General features: G+C 52.4%; 16 protein-coding genes and 7 pseudogenes. 12 read left to right on the forward strand and 11 right to left on the reverse strand.

All coding sequences use genetic code 11. The annotated features are described in order from the left end of the window. Nucleotides 1–344: 344 nt before the first annotated feature. Together C2U54_RS24735 and C2U54_RS24745 are read right to left on the reverse strand one after the other, a co-directional pair. A protein-coding gene (locus C2U54_RS24735) for an IS1-like element IS1A family transposase (protein ID WP_225988001.1) occupies nucleotides 345–1042 on the reverse strand; the annotation gives its coding sequence in 2 pieces (ribosomal slippage) (nucleotides 345–793 and nucleotides 793–1042; 699 coding nt in all). A gap of 118 nt (nucleotides 1043–1160) precedes the next feature. Then, nucleotides 1161–2351 carry an MFS transporter gene (locus C2U54_RS24745; protein ID WP_103181189.1) on the reverse strand — a complete coding sequence of 397 codons (1191 nt, stop codon included), beginning with the start codon at nucleotides 2349–2351 and terminating at the stop codon, nucleotides 1161–1163. Between the two features lie 87 nt (nucleotides 2352–2438). Here C2U54_RS24745 and C2U54_RS24750 point away from each other — a divergent pair, with 87 nt between their 5' ends. The 6 genes from C2U54_RS24750 (at nucleotide 2439) to C2U54_RS24775 (ending at nucleotide 10904) form a co-directional block, all read left to right on the forward strand. Further along, complete coding sequence (locus C2U54_RS24750; RefSeq protein ID WP_004958543.1) at nucleotides 2439–3233, forward strand: AraC family transcriptional regulator; 795 nt, start codon at nucleotides 2439–2441, stop codon at nucleotides 3231–3233. Between the two features lie 1124 nt (nucleotides 3234–4357). Next, complete coding sequence (locus C2U54_RS24755) at nucleotides 4358–5281, forward strand: aminoimidazole riboside kinase (RefSeq protein WP_000992321.1); 924 nt, start codon at nucleotides 4358–4360, stop codon at nucleotides 5279–5281. Nucleotides 5282–5446: 165 nt separating this feature from the next. Beyond that, complete coding sequence (locus tag C2U54_RS24760; protein WP_001393599.1) at nucleotides 5447–6964, forward strand: carbohydrate porin; 1518 nt, start codon at nucleotides 5447–5449, stop codon at nucleotides 6962–6964. Between the two features lie 135 nt (nucleotides 6965–7099). Further along, a complete protein-coding gene (locus C2U54_RS24765) occupies nucleotides 7100–8470 on the forward strand; it encodes a sucrose-specific PTS transporter subunit IIBC (protein ID WP_000345203.1) in 1371 nt (456 codons plus the stop codon). After that, entirely contained in the window at nucleotides 8470–9870 is a 1401-nt protein-coding gene (locus tag C2U54_RS24770) for a sucrose-6-phosphate hydrolase (RefSeq protein ID WP_062779778.1), read from the forward strand. The genes C2U54_RS24765 and C2U54_RS24770 overlap by 1 nt, the downstream gene beginning before the upstream one ends. A 29-nt stretch (nucleotides 9871–9899) precedes the next feature. Beyond that, complete coding sequence (locus tag C2U54_RS24775; RefSeq protein WP_000851062.1) at nucleotides 9900–10904, forward strand: LacI family DNA-binding transcriptional regulator; 1005 nt, start codon at nucleotides 9900–9902, stop codon at nucleotides 10902–10904. 278 nt (nucleotides 10905–11182) lie between these two features. Here the strand turns inward: C2U54_RS24775 and C2U54_RS24780 are convergent, their stop codons facing one another. Further along, nucleotides 11183–12082 (reverse strand): LysR family transcriptional regulator, encoded by a 900-nt coding sequence (locus C2U54_RS24780; RefSeq protein ID WP_062779780.1) that lies wholly within the window; start codon nucleotides 12080–12082, stop codon nucleotides 11183–11185. 98 nt (nucleotides 12083–12180) lie between these two features. Between C2U54_RS24780 and C2U54_RS24785 the strand changes: the two are divergent. Together C2U54_RS24785 and C2U54_RS24790 are read left to right on the forward strand one after the other, a co-directional pair. Next, nucleotides 12181–12588 (forward strand): annotated as a pseudogene (locus C2U54_RS24785) (SDR family oxidoreductase); the annotation flags it as partial. Between the two features lie 4 nt (nucleotides 12589–12592). Then, a pseudogene (locus C2U54_RS24790) lies at nucleotides 12593–13387 on the forward strand (integrase core domain-containing protein); the annotation flags it as partial. A gap of 305 nt (nucleotides 13388–13692) precedes the next feature. Here the strand turns inward: C2U54_RS24790 and C2U54_RS27880 are convergent. Both C2U54_RS27880 and C2U54_RS24800 read right to left on the reverse strand, forming a co-directional pair. Continuing rightward, nucleotides 13693–13881 carry a hypothetical protein gene (locus tag C2U54_RS27880; protein ID WP_103181190.1) on the reverse strand — a complete coding sequence of 63 codons (189 nt, stop codon included), beginning with the start codon at nucleotides 13879–13881 and terminating at the stop codon, nucleotides 13693–13695. A 342-nt stretch (nucleotides 13882–14223) separates the two neighbouring features. Continuing rightward, nucleotides 14224–14655, reverse strand: a complete 432-nt coding sequence (locus C2U54_RS24800; RefSeq protein WP_103181191.1) for a hypothetical protein — start codon at nucleotides 14653–14655, stop codon at nucleotides 14224–14226. A gap of 744 nt (nucleotides 14656–15399) precedes the next feature. Between C2U54_RS24800 and C2U54_RS27885 the strand changes: the two are divergent. Further along, nucleotides 15400–15489: pseudogene (locus C2U54_RS27885) on the forward strand (hypothetical protein); the annotation flags it as partial. Nucleotides 15490–15763: 274 nt separating this feature from the next. On the opposite strand, the pseudogene C2U54_RS28165 reads toward C2U54_RS27885, so the two are convergent. After that, nucleotides 15764–15854 (reverse strand): annotated as a pseudogene (locus C2U54_RS28165) (helix-turn-helix domain-containing protein); the annotation flags it as partial. On the opposite strand from C2U54_RS28165, the pseudogene C2U54_RS24815 reads away from it, so the two are divergent. The 3 genes and pseudogenes from C2U54_RS24815 to C2U54_RS24825 all read left to right on the forward strand — a co-directional run. After that, nucleotides 15853–16119: pseudogene (locus C2U54_RS24815) on the forward strand (IS5/IS1182 family transposase); the annotation flags it as partial. The pseudogenes C2U54_RS28165 and C2U54_RS24815 overlap by 2 nt on opposite strands. Further along, complete coding sequence (locus tag C2U54_RS24820; RefSeq protein WP_062779880.1) at nucleotides 16103–16291, forward strand: hypothetical protein; 189 nt, start codon at nucleotides 16103–16105, stop codon at nucleotides 16289–16291. The pseudogene C2U54_RS24815 and the gene C2U54_RS24820, both read left to right, overlap by 17 nt. A gap of 148 nt (nucleotides 16292–16439) precedes the next feature. After that, on the forward strand, nucleotides 16440–18437 hold the full coding sequence (locus tag C2U54_RS24825) for a BCCT family transporter (RefSeq protein WP_062779882.1): 1998 nt from the start codon (nucleotides 16440–16442) through the stop codon (nucleotides 18435–18437). Nucleotides 18438–18926: 489 nt separating this feature from the next. Here C2U54_RS24825 and C2U54_RS24830 read toward each other — a convergent pair whose 3' ends face one another. The 5 genes and pseudogenes from C2U54_RS24830 to C2U54_RS24850 all read right to left on the reverse strand — a co-directional run bounded on the left by C2U54_RS24830 (nucleotide 18927) and on the right by C2U54_RS24850 (nucleotide 26458). Continuing rightward, entirely contained in the window at nucleotides 18927–19919 is a 993-nt protein-coding gene (locus C2U54_RS24830) for a tyrosine-type recombinase/integrase (protein ID WP_103181193.1), read from the reverse strand. Between the two features lie 615 nt (nucleotides 19920–20534). Continuing rightward, nucleotides 20535–21682, reverse strand: a protein-coding gene (locus C2U54_RS24835; protein WP_103181194.1) for an IS3 family transposase whose coding sequence is annotated in 2 segments (ribosomal slippage) — nucleotides 20535–21445 and nucleotides 21445–21682 — 1149 coding nt in all. Because the reading frame shifts where the segments join, the coding sequence is not laid out codon by codon here. Between the two features lie 476 nt (nucleotides 21683–22158). Next, the gene (locus tag C2U54_RS24840) at nucleotides 22159–22800 is read right to left on the reverse strand and encodes a DNA-binding protein (RefSeq protein ID WP_103181195.1); all 642 of its coding nucleotides are present in this window, start codon (nucleotides 22798–22800) and stop codon (nucleotides 22159–22161) included. Between the two features lie 559 nt (nucleotides 22801–23359). Next, nucleotides 23360–24022 (reverse strand): annotated as a pseudogene (locus C2U54_RS24845) (IS3-like element ISSen4 family transposase); the annotation flags it as partial. Nucleotides 24023–24056: 34 nt separating this feature from the next. Beyond that, nucleotides 24057–26458: pseudogene (locus tag C2U54_RS24850) on the reverse strand (Tn3 family transposase). Nucleotides 26459–26548: the final 90 nt, after the last annotated feature.

The following is a 26548-nucleotide window of genomic DNA, read 5'->3' on the forward strand; positions in this document are numbered from 1 at the left end:
ATGATGCGACACACCATTTTGCATGTTATGACACACCAAGAGCATGATGTCACCCACTTTGCTCATGGCATGACACACCAATTACATGTTGCGACACACTTATTGCATAATACGACACACCCAAATCCTCTGAATGCCTTGTCTGACGTGGCTTGCAGCGATCGGGGATCTGTTTGGGACTATAAGGATCCATTTAGGATCTTCAATAGGATCGTGTTATAGGATCTAACCGGTGTATATGTTGATAACTTTTTGAGATCCGAGAGGATGAAAAGGGATAGTGCCCAAATAGCATAATGCCACTGAAAGTTTTAACTTAACAGACAGGCGGTAATGACTCCAACTTATTGATAGTGTTTTATGTTCAGATAATGCCCGATGACTTTGTCATGCAGCTCCACCGATTTTGAGAACGACAGCGACTTCCGTCCCAGCCGTGCCAGGTGCTGCCTCAGATTCAGGTTATGCCGCTCAATTCGCTGCGTATATCGCTTGCTGATTACGTGCAGCTTTCCCTTCAGGCGGGATTCATACAGCGGCCAGCCATCCGTCATCCATATCGCCACGTCAAAGGGTGACAGCAGGCTCATAAGACGCCCCAGCGTCGCCATAGTGCGTTCACCGAATACGTGCGCAACAACCGTCTTCCGGAGCCTGTCATACGCGTAAAACAGCCAGCGCTGGCGCGATTTAGCCCCGACATAGCCCCACTGTTCGTCCATTTCCGCGCAGACGATGACGTCACTGCCCGGCTGTATGCGCGAGGTTACCGACTGCGGCCTGAGTTTTTTAAGTGACGTAAAATCGTGTTGAGGCCAACGCCCATAATGCGGGCGGTTGCCCGGCATCCAACGCCATTCATGGCCATATCAATGATTTTCTGGTGCGTACCGGGTTGAGAAGCGGTGTAAGTGAACTGCAGTTGCCATGTTTTACGGCAGTGAGAGCAGAGATAGCGCTGATGTCCGGCGGTGCTTTTGCCGTTACGCACCACCCCGTCAGTAGCTGAACAGGAGGGACAGCTGATAGAAACAGAAGCCACTGGAGCACCTCAAAAACACCATCATAGACTAAATCAGTAAGTTGGCAGCATCACCGGAACGATAATGGAGAGTATCCACAGCAGGAGAACAGAGCGCTCTCCTGCAGTGTCAGCAAATTCAGCCCGGCTGCTGTGCCGGTTCCAGGTGTGCATTTCGTCCGGCAGCCATTCCTGTGCAGGCACCAGCGACCGCGATTGCTGCGGTCATCAGTAATGGCAATGTCCAGCCTCCGGACAACTCCTGTACTTTGCCCAGCAACAGCGGACCCATCGCCGCCATCAGATAACCGACGCTCTGCGCCATGCCTGACAGCGCGGCGGCGTCACCGGCATTTTTGGTACGTAGCCCGATGAAGGTCAGGCCCAGCATCATACTGGCACCCGAGCCGAAGCCGAGAAGAGCAGCCCACAGCATCGCCAGATTTGGCAGGTATAGGATGCCGATAAAGGACGCAGCGGTTAACAGGCTGACGCCGGCAGCGGCTGCTTTCTGATCGTTGAGGCGACGCAGCGTGGCCGCCAGAATCAGGCCGGGAATAGCTGTGGTCAGCTGAAGAATGCCGTGTACTTCACCGGCCTGGGCTGAGGAGAGTCCACTGTCCGTTAGAATGGCGGGTAGCCAGCCGACAGCAACATAAAACGGCATCGCATTCAGGCCCATAAACAAGGTGACCTGCCATGCCAGAGGCGAGCGCCAGACCGCGACGGTCGCCGCTTTTTTCTCACCCTCTCCTGGCAACTGATGCTTCATCTTTAACTGGGGCAACCATAAAAGCAACGCAAGCAGCGGTGCAATAACCAGCATGGCTAACGCGATGTTCCAGCCCCAGCTCTGCGTCAGAGGAATGACAATGGCTGAACCAATAGCACCAGCCGCGCCCATGGTGATGGAATATGCCCCCGTCACGGAAGCCACGTTGCCAGAAAAGTCACGTTTGATAAGGCCAGGCAGCAGGACATTGCCGAGGGCAATCCCGATACCTATCAATATGGTTCCGCCATAAAGCGCCCAGACACTGCCTGCGGAGCGAAGCAGGATGCCCGCTGAAATCACGGCCAAGGCACCAAAAAGGGTGCGTTCAAGACCGTACTTGTGTGAGATGGATGCGCTCAGCGGTGAAAAGGCGGCAAAGGCCAGCAAAGGCAGCGAGTTAAGCAACCCAACGGCAGTAATACTTAGCCCAAAATCATGGCGAATAGACTCTAAAACGGGTGCGATAGCGGTAAAAGGAACACGCAGGTTGATAGCTATAAAAAGGATGCCGGTCACAAGTATGATTGAAGACCACTTGTTCGTAGTGTGGGACATAAATTTTGCTTTTTCTGGTAAAAAGAAAGACTTTAAAGGACGCATGAGTTACAGAATATAGATAATCTGACAACATATAACTAAATCATGCCAGTTAATAAAAAACCGGTGACCTCACCGGATGAGTTTAATGCCGATGCTTTCAGTCAGGCTGCTATCGCGCTGCATGTATCATCGTCAGGCGAGTATGCAGGTCAGAGTCCGCACTCTCACCGTAAGGGACAACTTATTATCTCTTTGCGCGGTGCAGTGAGCTGTGAGGTTGAGGATGCGCTGTGGCTTGTTCCACCGGGACATGCTGTCTGGGTTCCGGGTAAAATTCCCCACAGTTGCCGGGTCACGAAGAATGCAGATACCTGCTTTTTGTTCATCGAACCCGGCGCGGCAGCGATGCCGGAAATCTGCTGTACCCTGGCGATGACTTCTCTGGTCCGCGAGCTTGTTCTGTATCTGGCAGAGCAGGGACAGGCTTATTCTCCTGACAGTAAAACTGCCAGGCTCGCAGCGGTGCTGCTGGAGCATATTCCGGATGTGCCGGTTGAAGCGCTCCATCTTCCCGTATCCGATCATCCTAAAATCCGGAATATGGCGGAGGCACTTTTTAATGAGCCTGATGATCGGCGAACGTTAAAGCAGTGGGCTGCACATCTGGTCACCAGCGAACGATCGCTGGCCAGGCTGATAAAAGAGGCGACAGGAATGAGCTTTGGTCGCTGGCGTCAGCAACTGCATTTGATGATTGCCCTGAGCCATCTGGCTGAAGGTCAGTCCGTGCAGCGTGTAGCCGGAACGCTGGGATATGATTCGGTCAGCGCGTTTATTACGATGTTCAGAAAAGCGCTGGGTAAATCACCGACGCAATATTTTTCGTCTCTAAACTAATGCAAAACAACACAAACCGAATTTTTATAAAGAACGTCAACGTCCGCTGTTCGCTCATTGCTGCCTGTCATTCCTGCTTAAAAAACAGGCTTAACGTAGGATATTTTCCGTTTTCCAAGCGGCCCCCAGATAGCATCACGCTCAATCCGAGGCGGGAAAAACAAGACGCATAGATTAATCAGGACCGATAACTTTGTTGACGATCCTAAGAAGACCATGAGTTTTTTTAAATTATAGTTACAACATACATAAGAATAGAGTTACATCCCTTGCAACCTGAAATACCCTCACAAATATGAATCAGAGAGCCCATCTCAACCAATAATCGAATTCCGTGCACAGCGGCAACAACTGAGCCCAGACTAACCCTGAATAGCGCCGCCGCCCCGGGCGAAGCCCGGGAGTAGTGTCGCTTTTAATGATGGATGTTGTAACTAGGTTATGAGCCGCTGTAAATAGTGCACCGGTAAGTATAGGAATACACGCTCGTAAGCGCCTCAATCGGCGCTAACTCGGAGATACGCCCCGGCAGCGGCTTCGCCTTGTCGGGACCACTCCGGCCGCGTAATTCAGCGTCTGAATAGCTTTAAGTGGATTAACGCTTTATAGGGCAAGGGTGGGGACAGGTGATCCCTTCTGCTCCTTTACCGGCTTCACCGGGCTACGGTGCCACCGAACGGAATAAATCCAGTTTAGGCTAGCGGCCGCGCCTCTATGCCGGTTCAAGGTATCTAAACCTCGACAGGTTTGATGGCGCCTTCAGAAGAACTCATTAGCAGGGGAAATATCGCGACTCATTGGTTTACCGATAATTCTAAAAAAAACCGAATTCATCGAATTCACTAATCTGAATTCATCCGCCAGTTCATCCGGGAACGGCTCTGGCAAGCAGTGCCCGCAGTCATACATGACCGACCTGATAACGTCTGGCCTTCTTCGCTCAGTAACGTTTTGTGTCCAGGACGTCAGTCTTCACAGCTGTCAAATCAACGCTATTTCATAAGGCGGCTCACGTTTTTATGTCATGAGCCGCGCTTTTCCGGCTGGAACGTTCCACCCACTCGGTCACTGTGATTTAATATGCTAAACCGGTTTAATTAAGTTTAGCTTTGGAGGGTTTTAGCATGAATGCAAAAGTTTGGGTTCTGGGCGACGCGGTGGTGGACCTGCTGCCGGAGAGCGAAGGGCGCCTGCTGCAGTGCCCTGGAGGCGCGCCGGCTAACGTGGCGGTAGGGGTTGCCCGCCTTGGCGGCAACAGCGGATTTATCGGCCGCGTCGGCGGTGACCCGTTTGGCCGCTACATGCGTCATACCCTGCAACAGGAGCAGGTCGACGTCAGCCATATGTATCTCGACGATCAGCACCGCACGTCCACTGTGGTCGTCGACCTTGACGACCAGGGGGAACGCACCTTTACCTTTATGGTACGCCCCAGCGCGGACCTGTTCCTGGTTGAAGAAGACCTGCCACAGTTTGCCGCCGGACAGTGGTTGCACGTCTGCTCCATCGCGCTCAGCGCCGAGCCCAGCCGTAGCACTACCTTCGCGGCGATGGAGAGCATCAGGTCTGCCGGCGGTCGGGTCAGCTTTGACCCTAATATTCGTCCCGATCTCTGGCAGGATCAGGCTTTGCTGCTAGCCTGCCTCGATCGCGCTTTGCACATGGCCAACGTGGTAAAGCTATCGGAAGAGGAGCTGGTCTTCATCAGCAGCAGTAATGATTTAGCATACGGAATCGCCAGCGTAACGGAGCGCTATCAGCCAGAATTGCTACTGGTGACCCGGGGCAAAGCGGGGGTGCTTGCCGCGTTTCAGCAGAAGTTTACCCATTTCAACGCCCGGCCTGTGGCCAGCGTGGACACCACCGGCGCGGGAGACGCATTTGTCGCCGGACTGCTCGCCAGCCTTGCGGCTAACGGGATGCCAACGGACATGACCGCACTGGAACCGACACTCACGCTTGCACAGACCTGCGGCGCCCTGGCCACCACAGCCAAAGGTGCGATGACCGCCTTGCCCTATCAGCGCGATCTCAACCGTCAGTTTTAATCCTTAAAGCCGCTTTGCGCGGCTCACTTTGTTGCATGCATCACATTTATTAAACCGGTTTAGCATATTTGTTTTAAGAAAAACAAAGGTCGGGCTTAACATAGCGCCTAAACCGGTTTAGCAAAAATTATAATTTTCCATTTTTACTTTTGGGATGCCAACAGCATGTACAGAAAAAGCACACTTGCGATGCTTATCGCTTTGCTAACCAGCGCTGCCTCAGCCCATGCGCAAACGGATATAAGCACCATTGAAGCCCGACTCAACGCGCTGGAAAAACGCCTGCAGGAGGCAGAAAACAGGGCGCAAACGGCGGAAAACCGCGCCGGGGCGGCGGAGAAAAAAGTTCAGCAACTCACCGCGCAGCAGCAAAAAAACCAGAACTCGACTCAGGAAGTGGCTCAGCGTACCGCCAGACTTGAGAAAAAAGCCGATGACAAAAGCGGATTTGAGTTTCACGGTTACGCCCGCTCCGGCGTGATAATGAATGATTCCGGCGCCAGCACCAAATCCGGAGCCTACATAACGCCGGCAGGTGAAACCGGCGGAGCTATCGGCCGTCTGGGAAACCAGGCCGATACCTATGTTGAAATGAATCTTGAACATAAGCAGACCCTGGATAATGGGGCCACGACCCGCTTTAAGGTGATGGTCGCCGACGGGCAAACCTCTTATAACGACTGGACTGCAAGCACCAGCGATCTGAACGTTCGTCAGGCCTTTGTCGAATTGGGTAACCTGCCGACGTTCGCTGGGCCATTTAAGGGCTCCACCCTGTGGGCCGGGAAACGTTTCGACCGCGACAATTTCGATATTCACTGGATTGACTCTGATGTCGTGTTCCTCGCCGGTACCGGTGGTGGTATCTATGACGTGAAGTGGAACGACGGCCTGCGGAGTAATTTCTCCCTGTACGGGCGTAACTTCGGCGACATTGATGATTCCAGCAACAGCGTGCAGAACTATATCCTCACCATGAATCACTTCGCAGGTCCGCTGCAGATGATGGTCAGCGGTCTGCGGGCGAAGGATAACGACGAGCGTAAAGATAGCAACGGCAATCTGGTAAAAGGCGATGCGGCAAACACCGGCGTGCATGCGCTGCTCGGCCTGCATAACGACAGTTTCTACGGCCTGCGCGACGGTAGCAGTAAAACCGCTCTGCTTTATGGTCATGGTCTGGGCGCAGAGGTTAAAGGTATCGGATCTGATGGCGCACTTCGTCCGGGAGCCGACACATGGCGCATTGCCAGTTACGGCACCACGCCGCTCAGCGAAAACTGGTCTGTTGCCCCGGCAATGCTGGCGCAACGCAGTAAAGACCGCTATGCCGATGGCGACAGCTATCAGTGGGCAACATTCAACCTGCGTCTGATTCAGGCAATCAATCAGAATTTCGCTCTCGCCTACGAAGGCAGCTACCAGTACATGGATCTTAAACCCGAAGGTTATAACGATCGTCAGGCGGTGAACGGTAGCTTCTACAAGCTCACCTTCGCCCCGACATTTAAGGTCGGCAGTATCGGTGATTTCTTCAGTCGCCCGGAGATTCGTTTCTATACCTCCTGGATGGACTGGAGCAAAAAACTGAATAATTACGCCAGCGATGACGCCCTGGGCAGTGACGGTTTTAACTCGGGCGGCGAATGGTCTTTCGGTGTGCAGATGGAAACCTGGTTCTGACGGCTTACGCCTGATGACAGGAATAGCCGGGGGTCAGAGCATCTTTGTCACCCCGGGCTCAGCTAAGACGCAGAAAAAGCGCTCCCGTGAACGCGGGACGACAACATAAAAATGTTTAAGCCTTAAGAGGGTACTATGGATTTTGAACAGATTTCCTGCTCGCTGCTTCCGCTTCTTGGAGGCAAAGAAAATATCGCCAGCGCCGCGCACTGCGCCACGCGCCTGCGCCTGGTGCTGGTCGATGATTCGCTGGCCGACCAGCAGGCCATCGGCAAAGTTGAAGGGGTGAAGGGCTGTTTTCGTAATGCCGGACAGATGCAGATTATTTTCGGCACCGGGGTGGTAAATAAGGTCTACGCTGCCTTTACTCAGGCGGCGGGTATTAGCGAATCCAGCAAATCGGAAGCCGCCGACATCGCGGCAAAAAAGCTCAATCCGTTCCAGCGCATCGCCCGCCTGCTATCAAACATCTTCGTGCCGATAATCCCTGCCATCGTCGCCTCTGGTCTGCTGATGGGCCTGCTGGGAATGGTCAAAACATACGGCTGGGTTGACCCGGGCAACGCCATCTACATCATGCTGGATATGTGCAGCTCGGCGGCATTTATCATTCTGCCGATTCTGATTGGCTTTACCGCCGCCCGCGAATTCGGCGGTAATCCTTATCTCGGCGCGACGCTTGGCGGCATTCTGACTCATCCAGCGCTGACTAACGCCTGGGGCGTGGCCGCGGGTTTCCACACCATGAACTTTTTCGGCTTCGAAATTGCCATGATCGGCTATCAGGGTACGGTGTTCCCGGTACTGCTGGCAGTATGGTTTATGAGCATCGTTGAGAAGCAGTTGCGTCGCGCAATCCCCGATGCCCTGGATTTGATCCTGACGCCGTTCCTGACGGTGATTATATCCGGTTTTATAGCCCTGTTGATTATCGGCCCGGCCGGTCGCGCACTGGGCGACGGTATCTCGTTTGTCCTCAGCACCCTGATTAGCCACGCCGGCTGGCTCGCCGGGTTACTGTTTGGCGGTCTCTATTCAGTTATCGTCATTACCGGTATTCATCACAGCTTCCATGCGGTTGAAGCCGGGTTGCTGGGCAATCCCTCCATCGGCGTCAACTTCCTGCTGCCGATTTGGGCGATGGCCAACGTCGCTCAGGGCGGAGCCTGTCTGGCGGTGTGGTTCAAAACCAAAGATGCAAAAATTAAAGCCATTACTCTGCCCTCGGCGTTTTCCGCCATGCTGGGCATCACCGAGGCGGCGATTTTTGGTATTAACCTGCGCTTTGTGAAGCCATTTATTGCGGCGCTGATTGGTGGTGCGGCGGGCGGCGCATGGGTGGTATCTGTACACGTCTACATGACCGCGGTCGGCCTGACAGCGATCCCCGGCATGGCCATCGTGCAGGCCAGTTCGCTGTTGAACTACATTATCGGGATGGTTATCGCCTTTGGCGTCGCCTTTACGGTCTCCCTGGTTTTGAAATACAAAACGGACGCTGAATAATGTCTCTTCCATCACGACTGCCTGCGATTTTGCAGGCCGTAATACAGGGCCAGCCACGTGCGCTGGCCGATAGCCACTATCCGCGCTGGCACCTTGCGCCGGTCACCGGGCTGATGAACGACCCCAACGGCTTTGTCGAATTTGCCGGACGCTATCACTTGTTTTATCAGTGGAACCCGCTCGCCTGCGATCATACGTTTAAGTGCTGGGCGCACTGGAGCTCCCCCGATCTGCTGCACTGGCAGCATGAGCCCATTGCGCTGATGCCGGACGAAGAGTATGACCGTAACGGCTGCTACTCCGGCAGCGCGGTGGATAACAACGGTACGCTTACCCTGTGCTATACCGGCAACGTGAAGTTTGCCGACGGAGGGCGAACCGCCTGGCAATGCCTGGCAAGGGAAAGCGCCGACGGCACCTTCCGCAAAATCGGCCCGGTCCTGCCGCTGCCGGAGGGCTACACCGGCCACGTGCGCGACCCAAAAGTCTGGCGACACGAAGACCTGTGGTACATGGTGCTGGGTGCGCAGGATCGGCAAAAGCGCGGCAAGGTGCTGCTGTTCAGCTCTGCGGATCTCCATCAGTGGACGAGTATGAGTGAAATCGCCGGCCACGGCATCAATGGCCTCGACGACGTCGGCTATATGTGGGAGTGTCCGGATCTTTTTCCTCTCGGCGACCAGCATATTCTAATCTGCTGTCCGCAGGGGATTGCCCGCGAGGAAAAGTGTTACCTGAACACCTACCCGGCAGTATGGATGGCGGGCGAGTTTGATTACGCTAGTGGCGCTTTCAGCCATGGCGAACTGCACGAACTGGACGCCGGCTTTGAGTTCTACGCCCCGCAAACCATGCTTACCAGTGATGGCCGTCGTCTGCTGGTCGGCTGGATGGGCGTGCCGGAGGGCGAAGAGATGCTTCAGCCGACCCTCATCAACGGCTGGATCCATCAGATGACCTGCCTGCGTGAGCTGGAGTTTATCAACGGTCAGCTCTATCAGCGTCCGCTACGGGAACTGAGCGCCCTGCGCGGTGAAGCGAACGGCTGGTCGGGGAACGCCCTGCCGCTGGCACCGATGGAAATCGATTTGCAAACCCGCGGGGACGATATGTTGAGCCTCGATTTTGGCGGCGTATTAACCCTTGAGTGCGATGCCAGCGGACTCCGCCTGGCCCGACGCAGTCTCGCCAGCGACGAGATGCATTATCGTTACTGGCGCGGAAACGTCCGCTCGCTGCGTGTTTTCATCGACCAGTCGAGCGTGGAGATTTTCATAAACGGCGGTGAAGGGGTGATGAGCAGCCGCTACTTCCCGGCCTGCTCCGGTCAGCTAACATTCTCCGGCATCACGCCGGACGCATTCTGCTACTGGCCGCTGCGAACTTGCATGGTAGAATAAGCGTTTTGCTTCAGGCTCATGGCGTCGTAATGAAAACCAAACGCGTAACCATTAAAGATATAGCCGAACAGGCTGGCGTCTCCAAAGCGACCGCCAGCTTGGTACTGAATGGTCGTGGCAAGGAGCTGCGCGTGGCGCAGGAAACGCGTGAGCGCGTACTGTCGATTGCCCGTAAGCATCACTATCAGCCAAGCATTCATGCCCGCTCGCTGCGCAACAACCGCAGCCACACCATCGGGCTGGTGGTGCCGGAGATCACCAACCACGGCTTTGCGGTCTTTGCCCATGAGCTGGAGATGCTGTGCCGCGAGGCGGGCGTCCAGCTGTTGATCTCTTGTACTGATGAAAACCCCGGTCAGGAGAGCGTGGTGGTCAATAATATGATTGCCCGCCAGGTCGACGGGATGATCGTCGCTTCCTGTATGCACAACGATGCCGACTATCTCAAACTCAGCCAACAGCTGCCAGTGGTGCTGTTTGACCGGTGCCCCAATGAAAGCGCGCTGCCGCTGGTAATGACCGATTCGATTACCCCAACGGCGGAACTGATTTCCCGCATCGCGCCTCAGCATAGCGATGAGTTCTGGTTTTTAGGCGGTCAGGCGCGTCTGTCGCCCTCCCGCGATCGTCTGACCGGGTTCACGCAGGGTTTGGCTCAGGCGGGTATTGCCCTGCGCCCGGAATGGGTGATCAACGGCAATTACCATCCCAGCTCCGGCTATGAGATGTTTGCCGCACTCTGCGCGCGCCTTGGGCGGCCGCCTAAGGCGCTATTCACCGCCGCCTGCGGGCTGCTCGAAGGGGTTCTGCGCTATATGAGCCAGCACCATTTACTCGACTCCGATATTCATCTGACGAGCTTTGACGATCACTATCTTTATGATTCGCTGTCGCTGCGTATCGACACTGTCCAGCAGGATAATCGCCAGCTGGCCTGGCACTGCTACGATCTGATAAGCCAGCTGATCGAGGGCGATACGCCCGAAACGCTACAACGCTACCTGCCCGCAACGCTGCAGTTTCGGCATCAGTAATAACTGAGTATTTTTGAATAGCGACGCTGGATGCCGATTGGTCTGAACGGCCCGGCGATCGCCGGGCATACCATTGGCGCCGGCATCGTGCTGGTAACGACCATATTAGGGCGTTTGAGCAGTTGCCTGGCCTCACGCAGGGAGACTGGATTAACTGACCGCTGACAAAATGCCTGACAATGACAGTCCGTTTTGTGCCAGAAGCGAACATAACATATAACTAAATGAGTCAGTCCTCAGAAAACTGGTTTACGTTACAAAGTATTTAGCGCTTACCATTAAGCATACGGTTGCTGCCATTGCCTGACATGTTCGATTAGGGCGCGTAGTTTTGGCGCTATATTCCGGCGTTGAGGAAAGTACAGATAAAAGCCAGGAAAATGGGGAAGAAAATCATCAAGCATTGAAACAAGTTGACCATTTTCAATATACGGCCTGAATGTTTCCTCAGGGGCAAATGTTATACCTCCACCGGCAAGAGCCAGCCTCAGCATGAGACGCAGGTCATTAGTTGTTATTCGCGGTTCTACCGCCACGTCGAAAGCTCTCCCGTTCTCCTCAAATTCCCAGCGATAAGGAGCAACATCCGGGGAAGGACGCCAGCCGATACACTGATGATGTACAAGCTCACGCGGATGAAGAGGGGCGCTACAAGCAGTGAGATAGGATGGGGACGCAACCACCATTTCACGTTGCTTTTCTGTAAGCGGGACGGCAATCATATCCTTCTCGATCACATCTCCGAGCCTTACGCCAGCATCATAACCAGCGGCCACAATATCAAATTCCTCATCTATCACGACAATATCGATCGTCACGGCTGGATTAGCAGCCGCAAACGAGGCGATCAGCGGACCTGAAAGAAACTCTTCAGCTATGGAGGTCACCGCGATCCTCAGAAGTCCACGTGGCGTGCTGTCGGATGCAATATCTTCGAACGCAGCGTCAATGCTGGATAAAGATAATGACAGGGATGTACGCAGTCGTTCTCCCGCTTCAGTCAGGTTTACTGAACGTGTTGTCCGCATTACCAGCATTGTGCCGAAAGTATCCTCAAGCCGCCGTATTCCCTGACTAACCGCCGAGCGCGTAACCCCCAGCCGGGCTGCGGCTATGGTGAAATTACGCTCTTCAGCAACCGCGATAAAAACAGGTAAAAGATTGAGATCAATTTTCATTGTTTAATTCTGCTAATCACTGAGTCCAGTAAAAGCAGGATACTGGAACTAATCATAAAGGTCTATCATCTCTCTGAACTCAACTGAAGGAGCACATCATGGATAAAGTTATATTAATTACCGGCGCGTCAAGTGGCATTGGGGAAGGCATTGCCAGAGAGCTTGGAAAAGCAGGTGCGAGAGTGCTATTAGGGGCGCGCAGACTGGATCGTATCGAAGCCATTGCAGCAGAAATCCGCAGCGCCGGCGGTATGGCTGAAGCGCGTGAGCTGGATGTCACAAACAGACTGTCCATGGCTCATTTCGTGCAGTCAGCGCTTGATAACTGGGGGCGTGTTGACGTTCTGATTAACAATGCGGGCATCATGCCACTTTCACCGCTTGCGGCCGGCAAACAGGATGAATGGGAACGTACGATTGACGTTAACATCAAGGGCGTGCTGTGGGGAATTGGGGCTGTGCTTCCAGTGATGGAAGCTCAGGGTTCTGGCCAGATAATTAACCTTTGACGACGGTTTATCCGGTCTTCATGACCGTCCCCGCACACCCCGTCATTCCCCGAACCGTTCATCAGACGACATCGCTGACCTGTTGCGCATGGCCCATTCCCGTCACGAACGCTGGGGGCCCGCAAGATCAAACGCTGGCTGGAAGACCACCCGGCTTTCCCTATGCCTGATGCACTGCCCCGATGAACGGCGTGAGACCGTGCAGCAGCAGCTGGTCGGGGTGTTTGAACGCTACGGCCTGCCGGACCGGATGACCATGGACAACGGCGAACCCTGGGGCGACACCACCGGCACCTGGACGGCGCTCGAGCTGTGGCTGATGCGCCTGGGGATCCGGGTGAGCCACTCAAGGCCTTATCACCCGCAGACCCAGGGCAAGCTGGAGCGTTTTCACCACCGCCTGAAGGCAGAAGTCCTGCAGGGTAAGTGGTTCGCGGACAGCAGCGAGCTGCAGCGCGCCTTCGACCACTGGCGGACAGCCTATAACCTCGAACAGCCCCATGAGGGGCTGGATATGACGGTTCCGGCCTCGCGCTACCAGCCATCCGCGCGGTAGTACAACAGCCACACAACGCCATCGGAATACGACGGGGGTGTGATGGTCAGGAAGGTGGATATCAGCGGGAAGCTGAGCGTGAAGGGTGTCAGTCTGAGCGCAGGCAAGGCGTTCAGGGGCGAGCAGGTAGGGCTGAGGGAGACACAGGAGGACGGTTATTACGAAGTGTGGTGGTACAACACGAAAGTGTGGGTGATCGACCTGAAGAAAAAGTCGATCACCATGGGTAAAGGATGTTAAAAAGTGTTCACCATGTCCCCGGACCGTACACCGATGAGGATAAGGGGTAGGTGCTATGGCCTGGTTACAGTTTAAGCATAGCACCGGTTTCGAAGCGGGTATAAAAAAGCCTGTCCGGACGGATGGGCTCAAAACGCACTTCCCAGGTTCTGAAACAGGTGCCGGGTGCCTCCCGGTGGCTCGTTACCGGTTATACGAGCCGCAAGCATATTTACATACATCAACCGGATTGTCCCGCCGCACAGGGGGATCCACCACAGTTAAATCTAGTCAGGCTCAAAGCGAAACGCCAGTTCCCGTGTCTGTCAAAGAGGTGGCGACAGCGGACCCTGTAATACCTCAGCCTCACCGTCATCGCAGATATCGAAACCCCGCGTCAGATACCATATCCCCCTGACGATCCGCCCCGTTTGCAGGTCTTCCGTTTCGCCATCGGTGTAGTAAGCTACCTGAACCCTGCCGTTGTGCCGTATCCAGTAGAAACCTTCTTGCATAAGTCCTGCCTTATCTGAATGCTGATAGCCACATAACACATCCTTAATAATATAGGGTATTTTCTGATGAAAGCGGGGAGCAGGATCACACCGCGTGATACCGGCCGGAAGTTGCAACTGGCGTACGTGGAGCGGCAACAACAGGCCCCACTGCCAGTCAGGCCATGAACCGGTGTTGTCATGGCGGTTCACCCGGTCCGGGTTGTATGGAGCATAAGCGGAGGACAGTGGGGTTTCCCGGCACGCACTGGATCCTTGCAAGAACACGCCATATCATCCCGGGCTTACCGGTGTAGTGCTGTCCGGACAGCGCAGGAGAGAGCCCGTAATACATGGCTGCTGTTATAACCCCTTTATCAGAACAGTCAGATAACCGTGACTGACGCAGGATAAAAGGTACCTGGCGTTACTGTTGTGATTGAGGTGCCGGTAATAAATTGACCGGATTTCATTATGTTTGCCCTCTGACAAAAGGTTCTGCAGTTCCGCGTGCCGTGCCGCATGGTAAGCCACCCACCGGACATGCCCGGACAGGTTATGTTCACGATCGACGCGGGATTCTATCTGGCTCATGACAGCTGTCAGTTCGTTATCAGATGCAGCAGAGATAAGCGCTCCCGCAGCCCCATGATGCGCCAGCAGTTTCAGGCAACTGCTCCGCAGAAAACTGACTTCCTTCAGTTGGCCCGGAACGCCATTATCATAAAGGCGTAAGCCCTCATGCCAGACACACCATGCAACGTGCTTATAAAGTGACTGCATATCCACAGACATAGGGCCTCCGGTTGCGCCTATCAAAAGCAATATATAAGCCATCCAGCCGGGAAAATCCGTACTACGTAAGCCTGAAAAAGCCCCGAGGCGCCCGGTGATATCAGGCAAAATATTATCTTCCGCTTATTTTGGGTAAAGACATCTTCCTGTATTTATGAACATTTACAGAGAAAGCGTTATATATCCTATATGGAAGCGGAGCCTGAGGTGAAAATTTGTGACTCAGGGAGTCATTTTCTGTATGACTGTACGTTATCCTGTCAAAGTAATTTTGATATAATATATATTATTTAGGGCTGTAACTATTAAAAACCATACTGATATTTAGTCTTACGTCCGGATAAAACAGGAGAAAAATATGCTCTCCATACTTGTGTTTATCGGGGACAATGCGCCGCGACGTTTAGAGATAACCGAATTCAGATCACGTATAAGCTATTTGTGCCCTGACAATGTGGCACGGGAAATACCCGTAAAAGTGATATTCGGCACTTTTTTAGATTGTAAAGGTCACGCCGTGATGGTGGCTGCCGACAGGCTGGTCCCACGCGATGAAATAGCCAGGGCGCACAGGCGTTTCATCACTTGGCCGGATTTAACGAAGCAGGTTGATCAGGGTCCGACATGGACCGGGGCACACCCTCAGAATAAGGCATTTCGCAAGGCAGCTCTGAAAGAGTCCTGCTCATAAAAGTCGACGATGAGGGCCACTTTTTTGCGGGCGGATACGGCCATATCGGGTTGCCCTGGCTCACGCGACGCACGCAAAGTAATCAGCAAGTGACCTCTCCGAAATTACCCAGAAAGAAGGCTGATGCCGATAAAACAGACTGAAACCAGGCGTTATTCAGTTGAGTGCATATCCAGCATAGGATAGATTCTTACGTAGCGTTTCTGGCGTGCATTTTCGGGTGGTTTGTTACTGTTTTTAACGAGGACATGTCAGAAACGCGCTGAGCGCGTCTGAGCGTTGCATCGAACAGTTGAACTCACAGCACAGAGCAGCCAGCAACAACGCTTTCTGACTGCTATGAGCGAGGCGCGGAAGTCTGTGACAATGTCTGCACCTCACTTTATAGCAGACCGTCCAGCTGTGAACGCAGGATCATTATTGCCCTGCCTTTACCCTGTGTATGGTTTGCCGGGTGGTATTAAATTCACGCAATGGCGCTGATACTGATCCCGGAGTTAACCCGGGCAGGTTACTGGCCGGCTGAATATGCCGACAGAAATCAGGCCGTTACCCGGCAATGGCTGACGGGAAGTGATGCGTACTGGAAATGGCACACGGCTTACAATCGACATTCGGTGGCAGAAACGGCAATGTACCGTGTCAAACAGCTGTTTGGCGGGCATCTTACGTTTCGGGATTATGATGCGCAGGCTGGAGAGGCTATGGCCATGATCCGTGCCTTAAACAAAATGACGTGTGCAGGCATGCCAGAAAGTGTACAGATTGCCTGAGGAAGTCAGCCACGAGGAGCGCTTTTATCTAAATCCGATTTATTCAACAAAGCCCCGCGCATGCCGTCAGGGGGAGGTTCTGGAGCTGTCGCTCTGCGATGTCGGGGTAGTGCACGACATTGATACGCTGGCGGATCTGGCGGCGGCGGAGCAAATCCTGGCACAAGCCTGAACAGCGATTATCATTATAGGTATCGTAGAAGCGATTCAGCTTATTCTTAAGGTCATTAGGCATCACTCCTTTTCTTTTGTTAGAATCGGGCTGTGACAAAATTCATCCATCCAGGGCGAAATGAACACACAATGGAATAAATGAGCTTATGAGTGAGAATGAAACCCCAATAAAAAAGTCTGAAAACCATATTAACAAGCCGGTGTTTTTCACCTCGGCGTTGTTAATATTTCTTCTTGTCGCCTTTGCCGCGGCTTTCCCCGATCTGGCCGATAAAAACTTCAAACTTCTGCAGAATCAAATCTTCACCAACGCCAGCTGGTTTTACATTCTGGCCGTAGCGCTGATCCTCCTGAGCGTGACGTTCCTCGGGCTGTCGCGCTACGGCGATATTAAACTTGGGCCCGACCACGCCCAACCTGATTTCAGCTATCACTCCTGGTTCGCAATGCTGTTTTCCGCCGGGATGGGGATCGGCCTAATGTTCTTCGGGGTGGCAGAACCGGTGATGCATTACCTCTCTCCGCCGGTTGGTACCCCGGAAACGGTCGAAGCCGCCAAGCAGGCCATGCGCCTGACCTTCTTCCACTGGGGACTCCATGCATGGGCGATTTACGCGATAGTGGCGTTGATACTGGCCTTCTTTAGCTATCGTCACGGCTTGCCACTGACTCTGCGTTCGGCGCTGTATCCGATTATCGGGGATCGCATTTACGGACCGATTGGCCATGCGGTCGATATCTTTGCGGTTATCGGCACCGTGTTTGGCGTGGCCACCTCCCTCGGTTATGGCGTGCTGCAGGTTAACGCCGGGCTTAATCATCTCTTCGGCGTGCCAATTAGTGAAACGGTGCAGGTGATCCTGATCGTGGTCATCACTGGCCTGGCAACGATTTCGGTGGTGTCGGGACTGGATAAGGGCATTCGTATTCTGTCCGAGATCAACCTGAGCCTGGCGCTGCTGCTGCTGGTGCTGGTGCTGTTGCTGGGACCTACGGTTCTGCTGTTGAAATCGTTCGTTGAGAACACTGGCGGTTATCTGTCCGAAATGGTCAGTAAAACCTTTAATTTGTATGCCTACGAGCCTAAATCGAGCAACTGGCTAGGTGGCTGGACGCTGCTGTACTGGGGCTGGTGGCTCTCCTGGTCGCCGTTTGTCGGCATGTTTATCGCCCGCGTCTCGCGCGGCAGAACCATCCGCGAATTTGTGACCGGCGTGCTCTTCGTCCCGGCGGGTTTCACCCTGTTATGGATGACCGTCTTCGGAAACAGCGCGATTTATCTGATCATGCAGAAAGGGGCGACGGACCTCGCCAATACCGTCCAGCAGGATGTGGCCCTGGCGCTGTTTAATTTCCTTGAGCACTTCCCGTTCTCAAGCATTTTGTCGTTCATCGCCATGGCGATGGTCATCGTATTTTTTGTCACCTCGGCAGATTCCGGAGCGATGGTGGTGGATACCCTGGCCTCCGGGGGCTCCAGCAATACGCCCGTCTGGCAGCGTATTTTCTGGGCTGCACTGATGGGGCTGGTCGCCATTGCGTTGCTGATTGCGGGCGGCCTTAGCGCCTTGCAGACGGTGACCATTGCCAGCGCCCTGCCGTTCTCGGTGATTTTGTTGATATCGATATACGGATTGCTGAAAGCATTGCGACGGGACATCACCAAGCGCGACAGCCAGAATATGACCACCATTGCACCTACCGCTGCGCGTAATCCTATTCCGTGGCAGCGCAGACTGCGCAATATCGCCCATCTGCCAAAACGTTCGTTGGTTAAACGTTTTATGGATGATGTCATTCAGCCTGCCATGACAATGGTTCAGGATGAGTTGAACAAACAGAGCACCGTAAGCCATATCAACAACAGTGGCGAAGACCGTATTCGCTTCGAAGTGGATTTAGGCAATGAGCTTAACTTCATCTACGAAGTCAGACTCCGCGGTTATGTTGCTCCTACCTTTGCGATCTCCGGGCTGGATAATGAGGAGCAGCAGGCAGAACAGCATAAATACTATCGGGCTGAAATCTACCTGAAAGAAGGCGGTCAGGATTACGATGTGATGGGCTGGAATCAGGAACAGATTATCAACGATATTCTCGACCAGTATGAAAAGCATCTTCACTTCTTACATTTGGTTCGCTAATACAAAAACACCGCCTTTCGGCGGTGTTTTTCTTTATTCTGCCGGGATCTCCTCCAGGCGGGTATATAGGGGGCCGCTTGGAAAACGGAAAACATCCTACATTAAGCCTGTTTTTTAAGCAGGCATGACAGGCAGCTTTGAGCTGGATTTCAACTGATGGACGCAACACACTTACTGAACCGTTCTGCGAGTGATTCACTCCCAAGCGGTGCCGTAATGCCCATTTCTCATGAGAATGCATATAGGTAGACATTAATAACCGTTGCGTTAGCTTTCCCCATAACCACTTGGCAACTGTTAAAACCAATCCCGAGGGGGGAGAAATAGACATGCATAAACCCTAAAGTTATTATATATTTTTCTATATATATCAATAATTTCCTGGAACTTAAACACTCATCTTTAATGATGCTTTAGATCGTTGCCAGTAGGTAAAAAACGTCACAGCCAGGGATGGCGAAGGCATCAAGGTTGATCCTGTCGACTAAATCATTTGACAAGATTGAGCCTATCGCGGGCATCTCGAAGACGCTGTTCTCCGCGACGATCGTACTGTTGGGTGGTCGTAACGCTGGCGTGACCCATCGCATCTTTAACCGTAATTAAGTCCTCACCGTTATCCAGCATGGCAGTTGCGAAGGTCCTGCGCAGGTCATGTGGCGAGCACTTACCGATCCCGGCCTGCCCCTGACGCACCTGCAGGATATGGTACACCGCCTGGTCGGTGAGCCGGTTCAGTGTCACATCCCCGAAGCGGCGGATCCGCGTGAACAGCGGCCCCGGGGTTTCGCCCCGGACCTCATCGATCCAGATCTGCAGCCGCTGCCAGGCCCCGGCCGGGACGTAGGCCAGACGCTCCTTGTTCCCCTTCCCCAGCACCCGTAGCGCCCGATTGTGCGTGACAACGTCACGTAAATCTAGGCCCACGGCCTCGGACCGCCGCAGGCCACATCCCAGGATAACCGCCAGCATCGCCGCGTCCCTCGGCCCGAGGCAGCTGCGATCGGCCTCACACACGGCAAACAACGCGCGGATCTCCTCCGGCGGCAGGGCCCGACCGCTTGGCAGCCGGCTGCCACGCAGGTTCGGTACCGCCCGGATGTGCTGGAAGCTCTCAACGTCCATCAGGCGGAGCATCCAGGCTTCCTTCGCTACGCCCTTAAGAGCCGACAGATAGGTGTTAATAGTTGCCATCCCCCGGCCAGTATCGCGCAGTAACTCGGTGATTACCATGACGTGATACCGGCGAATGCTGCCCCAGTTGCAGGTGTCAGCGCTACCGGCACCAAGCATTTTGGCGACAATCCCGAGGAACGAAGCCATGGTCTGCCGGCTACGTTGGGAATTAAGGGACAATAGGTAAGCCCGGGCCGGATTTACCGGAACGTTATTGCCGGACAGCGCCGGCAGAAATGTCTCATCCAGCGGGATCGCTGCTGCCAGAAGATTACGTTCCTGTTCGTCATCAGGCATCAGGCTCATGTCAGGCTCCGGTCCGGCCGGAAAACGTCCGGCGCGCTGTGCGAAAACTCAGGGGAAATGGTCCCGTGAAGCGTACCGCAGAAAGACTACTTTTTCAAAGGTACATTTTAATAAGTAGACTTGAAGCACTTGTTCTTAGCTGTACGATTACAACATGCTTTTGATAAGCCAATAGCTTTATCTAAAAGCAATGCAAAAATGGAAGAGGATGATTCTACAATAAGCATCATTAAACTTATTGTGGGATTGATTAGCTTTTACCATTCTGATTTTTATGTTGGCACATATTAAATAATAAATAGTTAATCGAGTTTATCGAACTTCGATTCAAAAAAACGTTATGTCATTTATTCAAGAAATTGGTGAGAAAATAGGGCGCATATAAATAGGCGACTCTTGGCAACCCTCCTCGCATGTCTGGCATATGCTCATAGCAAAGTGCATAACAGGCGGTTAATGGGCTTATGCATTATCGATGGTTTTAGAGCATGTATCGATTGCAGTTTACAGTCTAGGCATTCCATACTGAAACACGGAGAAATGATATATATGGAGATATCTAACAGTAACTGGTTAGATTAAGTAAAATACTTACACTGAATCGCCACGGATAATCTAGACACTTCCTAGCCGTTGATAATACTGGTTTTCATATTCTGTCGGTGACATCTGATCGCTGGAACCATGCCGACGCTTACTGTTATAAAACATTTCGATGTAATCAAAAATATCGCTGCGGGCTTCTTCCCGCGTTCCGTAGATCTTTTTCTTTATCCGTTCACGTTTCAACAACTGGAAAAAGCTTTCTGCAACCGCATTATCATGGCAGTTACCGCGACGGCTCATGCTGCCCTCCAGGCCGTGTGATTTCAGGAACGACTGCCACTCATGGCTTGTGTACTGACTGCCCTGATCCGAATGAACCAGCACCTGTTTTTGGGGATTACGCCGCCATACAGCCATCAGCAGTGCGTTCAGGACAATGTCCTTTGTCATCCGGGATTGCATGGACCAGCCGATAATTTTGCGTGAGAACAGATCAACAACCACGGCAAGATACAGCCAGCCTTCGTGGGTCCTGATGTAGGTTATGTCCGTTACCCAACGCTCATCCGGAGCATCCGGATTGAACTGTCGCTGGAGCCTGTTGGGCGACACGATACTGGCCTCGCCTTTACGTGCCCGCGGGCTCCGGTATCCGACCTGAGCCTTTATCCCGACACGTTTCATCAGTCGCCAGACTCTGTTCACTCCGCACTGTTGCCCGCTGTCCCGCAGATCCAGATGGATTTTGCGATAACCATAGACGCATCCCGATTCCAGCCAGAACTGTTTAATCTGCCCTGTCAGCCTCAGGTCTGCCTGATGGCGTTGTGAATGCGGCTGCTGAAGCCAGGCGTAAAAACCACTGGGATGAACATCCAGCACCCGACAGAGCAGGCGAACAGGCCAGCAACAGGTGTTGTCACGGATAAAGGCGTACCTCAGTCGGACAGCTTTGCGAAGTACGCCGCGGCTTTTTTTAATATGTCCCGTTCGTCGGTAACCCGCTTCAGCTCTTTCTGGAGACGGCGGATCTCGGCCTGAGCATCTGACTCTTCTTTATTAGTGGAAGAATCTGCACCGTACTTCTTTATCCAGGCGTAAAGGCTGTGGGTGGTGATATCGAGACGTGTTGCAACGCTGGCAACAGAATAACCGCGATCAACAACCTGTTTGACTGCTTCAGTTTTAAACTCTTCGGGATAACGCTTACCGCTCATGGGCACCTCTCTTTAAGCCATCTTAAATGACTCTGAGGTGTCTGTTAAACCCGTGGCGATTCGAAATCCATTATATATGGACTATGAACCGTGATTAATGAGCGGAAAACTATCAAAGATGGACTGTGGACCGTAATTGATGGATGGAAAGTTATTAGTGAATGGGTACTAGAGCATAACCTGAACTTCCTTCTGCATATCATTATCTGCCTCATTGCTAATCATTATGAACGCCCTTGTTAACTTGAGACACATGCTAAGTATCAGTCCAATAATTATAAATTACAGTTCATCTACTACTGTTTCCCTCATAGAAGGCAGCTTGTAAAATCTCCTCGTATTCCTGTTGTTTCCGGGCAGGCTGTTACTGATATTCGGCGAGGTTACATGCAGTGTTAAAGGTATACTTCAAAGGTATTCTGACTATAATTCACTGAGAATGCTCTAATATTTTGAGCATTCCCCCACATTACAGGTTAGTTGGCAGTATGGTTGCCGCACAATCTCGCAGAACGTATTGCGAGCTCCAGTTCGTCGGGCTTTGCGCCATCCTGCATGATCTGAATCGGCGTTTTTGTCACGTCTTCACTGAGTTGAATCGGCGTTTTCAGCACACCGAGACGAAGCATTGGATGCGTGTCTTCATCAAACGCGCTCATGACTTCTTTAAACCCGGGCACCAGGCCTTTATCGGTAAACTGGAAGGCCGGGAAGATATAATCGGTGTTTTGTTTAAACGCAATGAGCTGATTCTTTTTTACTTGGACATTTACTGCTTGGCGGGTGATGCCCAGCTTATCGGCCACGTCGTTAACCTTAAGGGTGCCACCAAGCTCCTGGAGGCTCTTGTAAAAAGCCTCCAGATTTTCGCGGCGACGGCGTACTTTACGCATCTCTTGTTCTGAAGCACGCGTCTTTTGTTCCATCTGAATGGAGCAGAGCAGTTGCATCAGTGAACCATCATCCAGCGTGATTGCGTCCAATGCTTGGTTTTTATCTTCAAACTCAGGCATCAGTGAGACCGCGATGTTATTAATCCTTTTCAGAAGACTTAGTTGAAAATCAGCCAGCGTCACTTTTGCGCTCAGCTCTAGTTCTGTTGTGGTATGTTTGTTCATAAGTTACCTCAGTTTGACATTTATTCTATTTTGCGTTTTTGTAATGGTCAAACTTCTGGTGATAAACCCGCAGACTCATTTATATTTAGAATCAATTACGTAATAAATGCTAGGGGCCACTTTCTGCGGCGGTTTTGAATTGCTCTATAAGTAATTTGTCCGTCAAGGTTAAGAGGTTTTTTACAGATGCCTGCAGCTCAGACAAAAAAATATGTCTGTCCGACTTGGATGTATGGGTAAATTAATAATAAATATCAATGCATTAGGACTAAAAGGACATTGCTCACCCTGAGGATGGCTTTAACCAAAAAGAAAAGTGTCCGTCTAACTTAATATTTTGATGTAACTTGTTGAATAAATACTATTTTATTATTAATTTCGTAGGAAAAACTTCCCGTTTCTATCACACGAAGAAAAGTGTCCGTCTAACTTGCAAGTTAAACTCATAATCCTTAGTCAACAAAAAATACAGAATTTGTATGCGGTACGTCCGATAGGGCAGAGTCGTTCGATCCAATCGACATCCTGGCTGACCTGCCCCCACGATTAGATACAACACTCAGTTAGTAACGTCGGAATCTTCATTCTCAGAATGACCCTTTCTCCAGCCCGCTGCAAATTCAGACGGTGTCTGATAATTCAGCGTGGAGTGCGGGCGGCATTCGTTATAATCCTGCCGCCAGTCATTAATAATTTTCCTGGCATGAACGATATCGCTGAACCAGTGCTCATTCAAACATTCATCGCGAAATCGTCAGTTAAAGCTCTCAATAAATCCGTTCTGCGTTGGCTTGCCCGGCTGGATTAAGCGCAACTCAACACCATGCTCAAAGGCCCATTGATCCAGTGCACGGCAAGTGAACTCCGGCCCCTGGTCAGTTCTTATCGTCGCCGGATAGCCTCGAAACAGTGCAATGCTGTCCAGAATACGCGTGACCTGAACGCCTGAAATCCCAAAGGCAACAGTGACCGTCAGGCATTCCTTTGTGAAATCATCGACGCAGGTAAGACACTTGATCCTGCGACCGGTGGAAAGTGCGTCCATGACGAAATCCATCGACCAGGTCAGATTGGGCGCCGCCGGACGGAGCAGCGGCAGACGTTCTGTTGCCAGCCCTTTACGACGTCTTCTGCGTTTTACACCCAGGCCACTGAGGTGATAAAGCCGGTACACGCGCTTATGATTAACATGAAGCCCTTCACGGCGCAGCAACTGCCAAATAGGGGTCCGCTTGGAAAACGGAAAATATCCTACGCTAAGCCTGTTTTTTGTACAGACCACTATCCACTGAGCGTAATGAACGGTATTTACCCTGCCCCAGCTTAAGGTTTGTCCGCCAGACGTAATCCCCACTCAGATTGATGTGCTCCCATCCCAGAGGGGACAAATGAGAAATCAGTTGCTCATTAATTGGGATCCCTTTTCGTCTCAGGGAATCTATGGCTCTTTCTATATATACCGTATTCCACAGGGAGATCGCCGCAGTCAGCAATGTCAGACCACTGGCCCGGTAGCTCTGATTCTCCAGCCCCCGATCTCTGATCTCACCCAACCGGTGCATAAAGACCGCTCGTGCAAGCGCATTGCGGGCCTCACCTTTATTCAGCCCAGCCTGTACGCGTCGGCGCAGTGATGGATCGCGAAACCAGTCCAGCATAAACAGTGCCCGTTCGATGCGTCCGATTTCCCTCAATGCCTTTGCAAGGCCATTTTGTTTAGGATAACTGGCCAGTTTTTTCATCATGAGCGATGCGGTAACAGTCCCCTGTTTTATCGAGCTTGCGAGGCGAAGTACCTCATTCCAGTGCGTCTCAATGTCTTTAAGATTCAGTGGTGTTGTGGATATCACAGATTGAAGTCCCGGATAACGCTCAGCCTTTCCCTTAATAAAAAGCCGCTTGTCGTGAAGATCCCGGATCCTTGGGGCAAAAGCGAATCCGAGCAGATGCATCAGCGCGAAAACATGCTCCGTAAAACCAGCGGTATCAGTGTAATGCTCTGTAATTTCCAGATCACTTTCGTGGTATAGCAGACCGTCAAGTACGTGGGTGGAGTCGCGCACGCGACTGATCACTTTGGTGTAAAATGGGCTGTATTGATCCGAGATATGCGTGTAAATCTGCACGCCTGGTTCCTGCCCGTATTTCAGATTGACCTGACCCGCATAACGCCCGTGACTCCCCACCCGAAAGTTCTGCCCGTCAGACGAAGACGTTGTACCATCGCCCCAAAATGCAGCCAGATGCCGCTGTTTCTGAGTATTAACCAGCTCAGCCAGCGCGGCTGAATATGTTTCATCCCTGATGTACCAGGCCTGAATGCCCTCCAGTGACGATTTTGTCACTCCCGGACAGGATTCGGCCATTTTCGTCAGCCCCAGATTGATGCCATCGGCCAGGATGGTGGTCAGTAACAACTTTCTGTCTTTTGGTCTGACGTGTTTATTTTTAAGATGCGTGAAATGGCGGGTAAAACCGGTCCAGCCGTCCACTTCATCCAGAATTTCAGTAATTTTAGGTTGAGGCAGCATGCCATAAACCAAATCGGCAAAAGGGGATGCTGCTGAAGGGACACTATTATCCAGCGGGGTTATTTTCACGCCTTTATCCGATATATCAACATCAGGTAAATCACCGACCAGCGCCATCGCATTCACTTCCTCCAGGCGCGATGCCAGAAGTGTCATACGGTTCTTGATGTACTCATGGCAATCGGTCGGAATGGCAAGGGATAGCTGATTATCACGGAGTGATTTTTCAAAATCGTCAGACGGGATCAGATAATCATCGAAATTCCGGTAGCCCTGGCTTCCGATATAACACAAACCAGCGAGGCATAACGGCGAACATCCGTGAATTTTGCCAGGTCCCGGCTACTCATTTTCCTGCCTTCGCGTGCCAGTTTCAGGAGCCGGTTCTGGTGAACGGAAAGCGCAATACCGTCAGGCAGTGCCAGCGCCTCAATCGCATTTAACCGGTCGATATGTTGCAGGACATTTTTGCCATTAATTTTTCCCGGAGGCTGGAGCAGCCAGGCCAGCCGTGAGGGTTGCTCACCCTCAGATCTCAGCAGACGGTCCAGTGCCGCTTTGTGCCCTGGTTCAAGCTGCGCGGTAAGCGCAGAAAAAACCGCCCTGTCTGCAAGCGTTGCTGCTTCAGCCAGGGTCCGCTCAATGACATCAACTGAGGGGAAAATGACATTCTTATTGTGAAGCCAGGAGAGCATTTCTTCCGCAAGCAAAAAACCTTTGTCTGTCCGCATAGCGTGGGGATAAAGGTGGCGAATGCAGGTTTTTTGCAGCGCCCGGTTGAAAGGGGATAATTCCAGATAGCGGTATAGTTCAGCCAGATGCTCCCAGCGGGTGACCTCTCTTGATGCATACTCGGCCCACAAATCAGGCTGAAGTTTCAAATGAGCCGCAAGCCGGGAAACAACCCCGTCGTGAGGGGAAATATTTTTGTCGGGAGGAAACCCCGACCCTCGCAAATAACAGAGTAAAACAGCAAAGCCCAGGCGATTTGCAGGTCTGCGGTGTTTATTAATAAGAGCGAGGTCATGTTCACTCAAAAAACACATGCGCGCCAGAAGAACGTCATCATCCGGCACAACCAGCAAGCGCTCTTTTTCTTCACTGCTGAGTATTTGTCTCCGTGGCATAAATGCTTCCTCTGCATATAGTTCGTTTTGGTTATCGCTTTACACTGACCGAAACCGGTCGGTTTCGTACGCCTCGCAAACAATATGTCC

It is taken from the genome of Leclercia sp. LSNIH1, assembly GCF_002902985.1.
Lineage (GTDB): Bacteria > Pseudomonadota > Gammaproteobacteria > Enterobacterales > Enterobacteriaceae > Enterobacter.

Bases quoted from the DNA above. Each gene is read 5' to 3' on its own strand.
- C2U54_RS24840 (WP_103181195.1), bottom strand. From the start codon at position 22,800: ATGAACAAACATACCACAACAGAACTAGAGCTGAGCGCAAAAGTGACG.
- C2U54_RS24765 (WP_000345203.1), top strand. From the start codon at position 7,100: ATGGATTTTGAACAGATTTCCTGCTCGCTGCTTCCGCTTCTTGGAGGC.
- C2U54_RS24800 (WP_103181191.1), bottom strand. From the start codon at position 14,655: ATGTCTGTGGATATGCAGTCACTTTATAAGCACGTTGCATGGTGTGTC.
- C2U54_RS24745 (WP_103181189.1), bottom strand. From the start codon at position 2,351: ATGTCCCACACTACGAACAAGTGGTCTTCAATCATACTTGTGACCGGC.
- C2U54_RS24825 (WP_062779882.1), top strand. From the start codon at position 16,440: ATGAGTGAGAATGAAACCCCAATAAAAAAGTCTGAAAACCATATTAAC.
- C2U54_RS24780 (WP_062779780.1), bottom strand. From the start codon at position 12,082: ATGAAAATTGATCTCAATCTTTTACCTGTTTTTATCGCGGTTGCTGAA.
- C2U54_RS24830 (WP_103181193.1), bottom strand. From the start codon at position 19,919: ATGAGCCTGATGCCTGATGACGAACAGGAACGTAATCTTCTGGCAGCA.
- C2U54_RS24750 (WP_004958543.1), top strand. From the start codon at position 2,439: ATGCCAGTTAATAAAAAACCGGTGACCTCACCGGATGAGTTTAATGCC.
- C2U54_RS24770 (WP_062779778.1), top strand. From the start codon at position 8,470: ATGTCTCTTCCATCACGACTGCCTGCGATTTTGCAGGCCGTAATACAG.
- C2U54_RS24760 (WP_001393599.1), top strand. From the start codon at position 5,447: ATGTACAGAAAAAGCACACTTGCGATGCTTATCGCTTTGCTAACCAGC.
- C2U54_RS24755 (WP_000992321.1), top strand. From the start codon at position 4,358: ATGAATGCAAAAGTTTGGGTTCTGGGCGACGCGGTGGTGGACCTGCTG.
- C2U54_RS24775 (WP_000851062.1), top strand. From the start codon at position 9,900: ATGAAAACCAAACGCGTAACCATTAAAGATATAGCCGAACAGGCTGGC.
- C2U54_RS27880 (WP_103181190.1), bottom strand. From the start codon at position 13,881: ATGCAAGAAGGTTTCTACTGGATACGGCACAACGGCAGGGTTCAGGTA.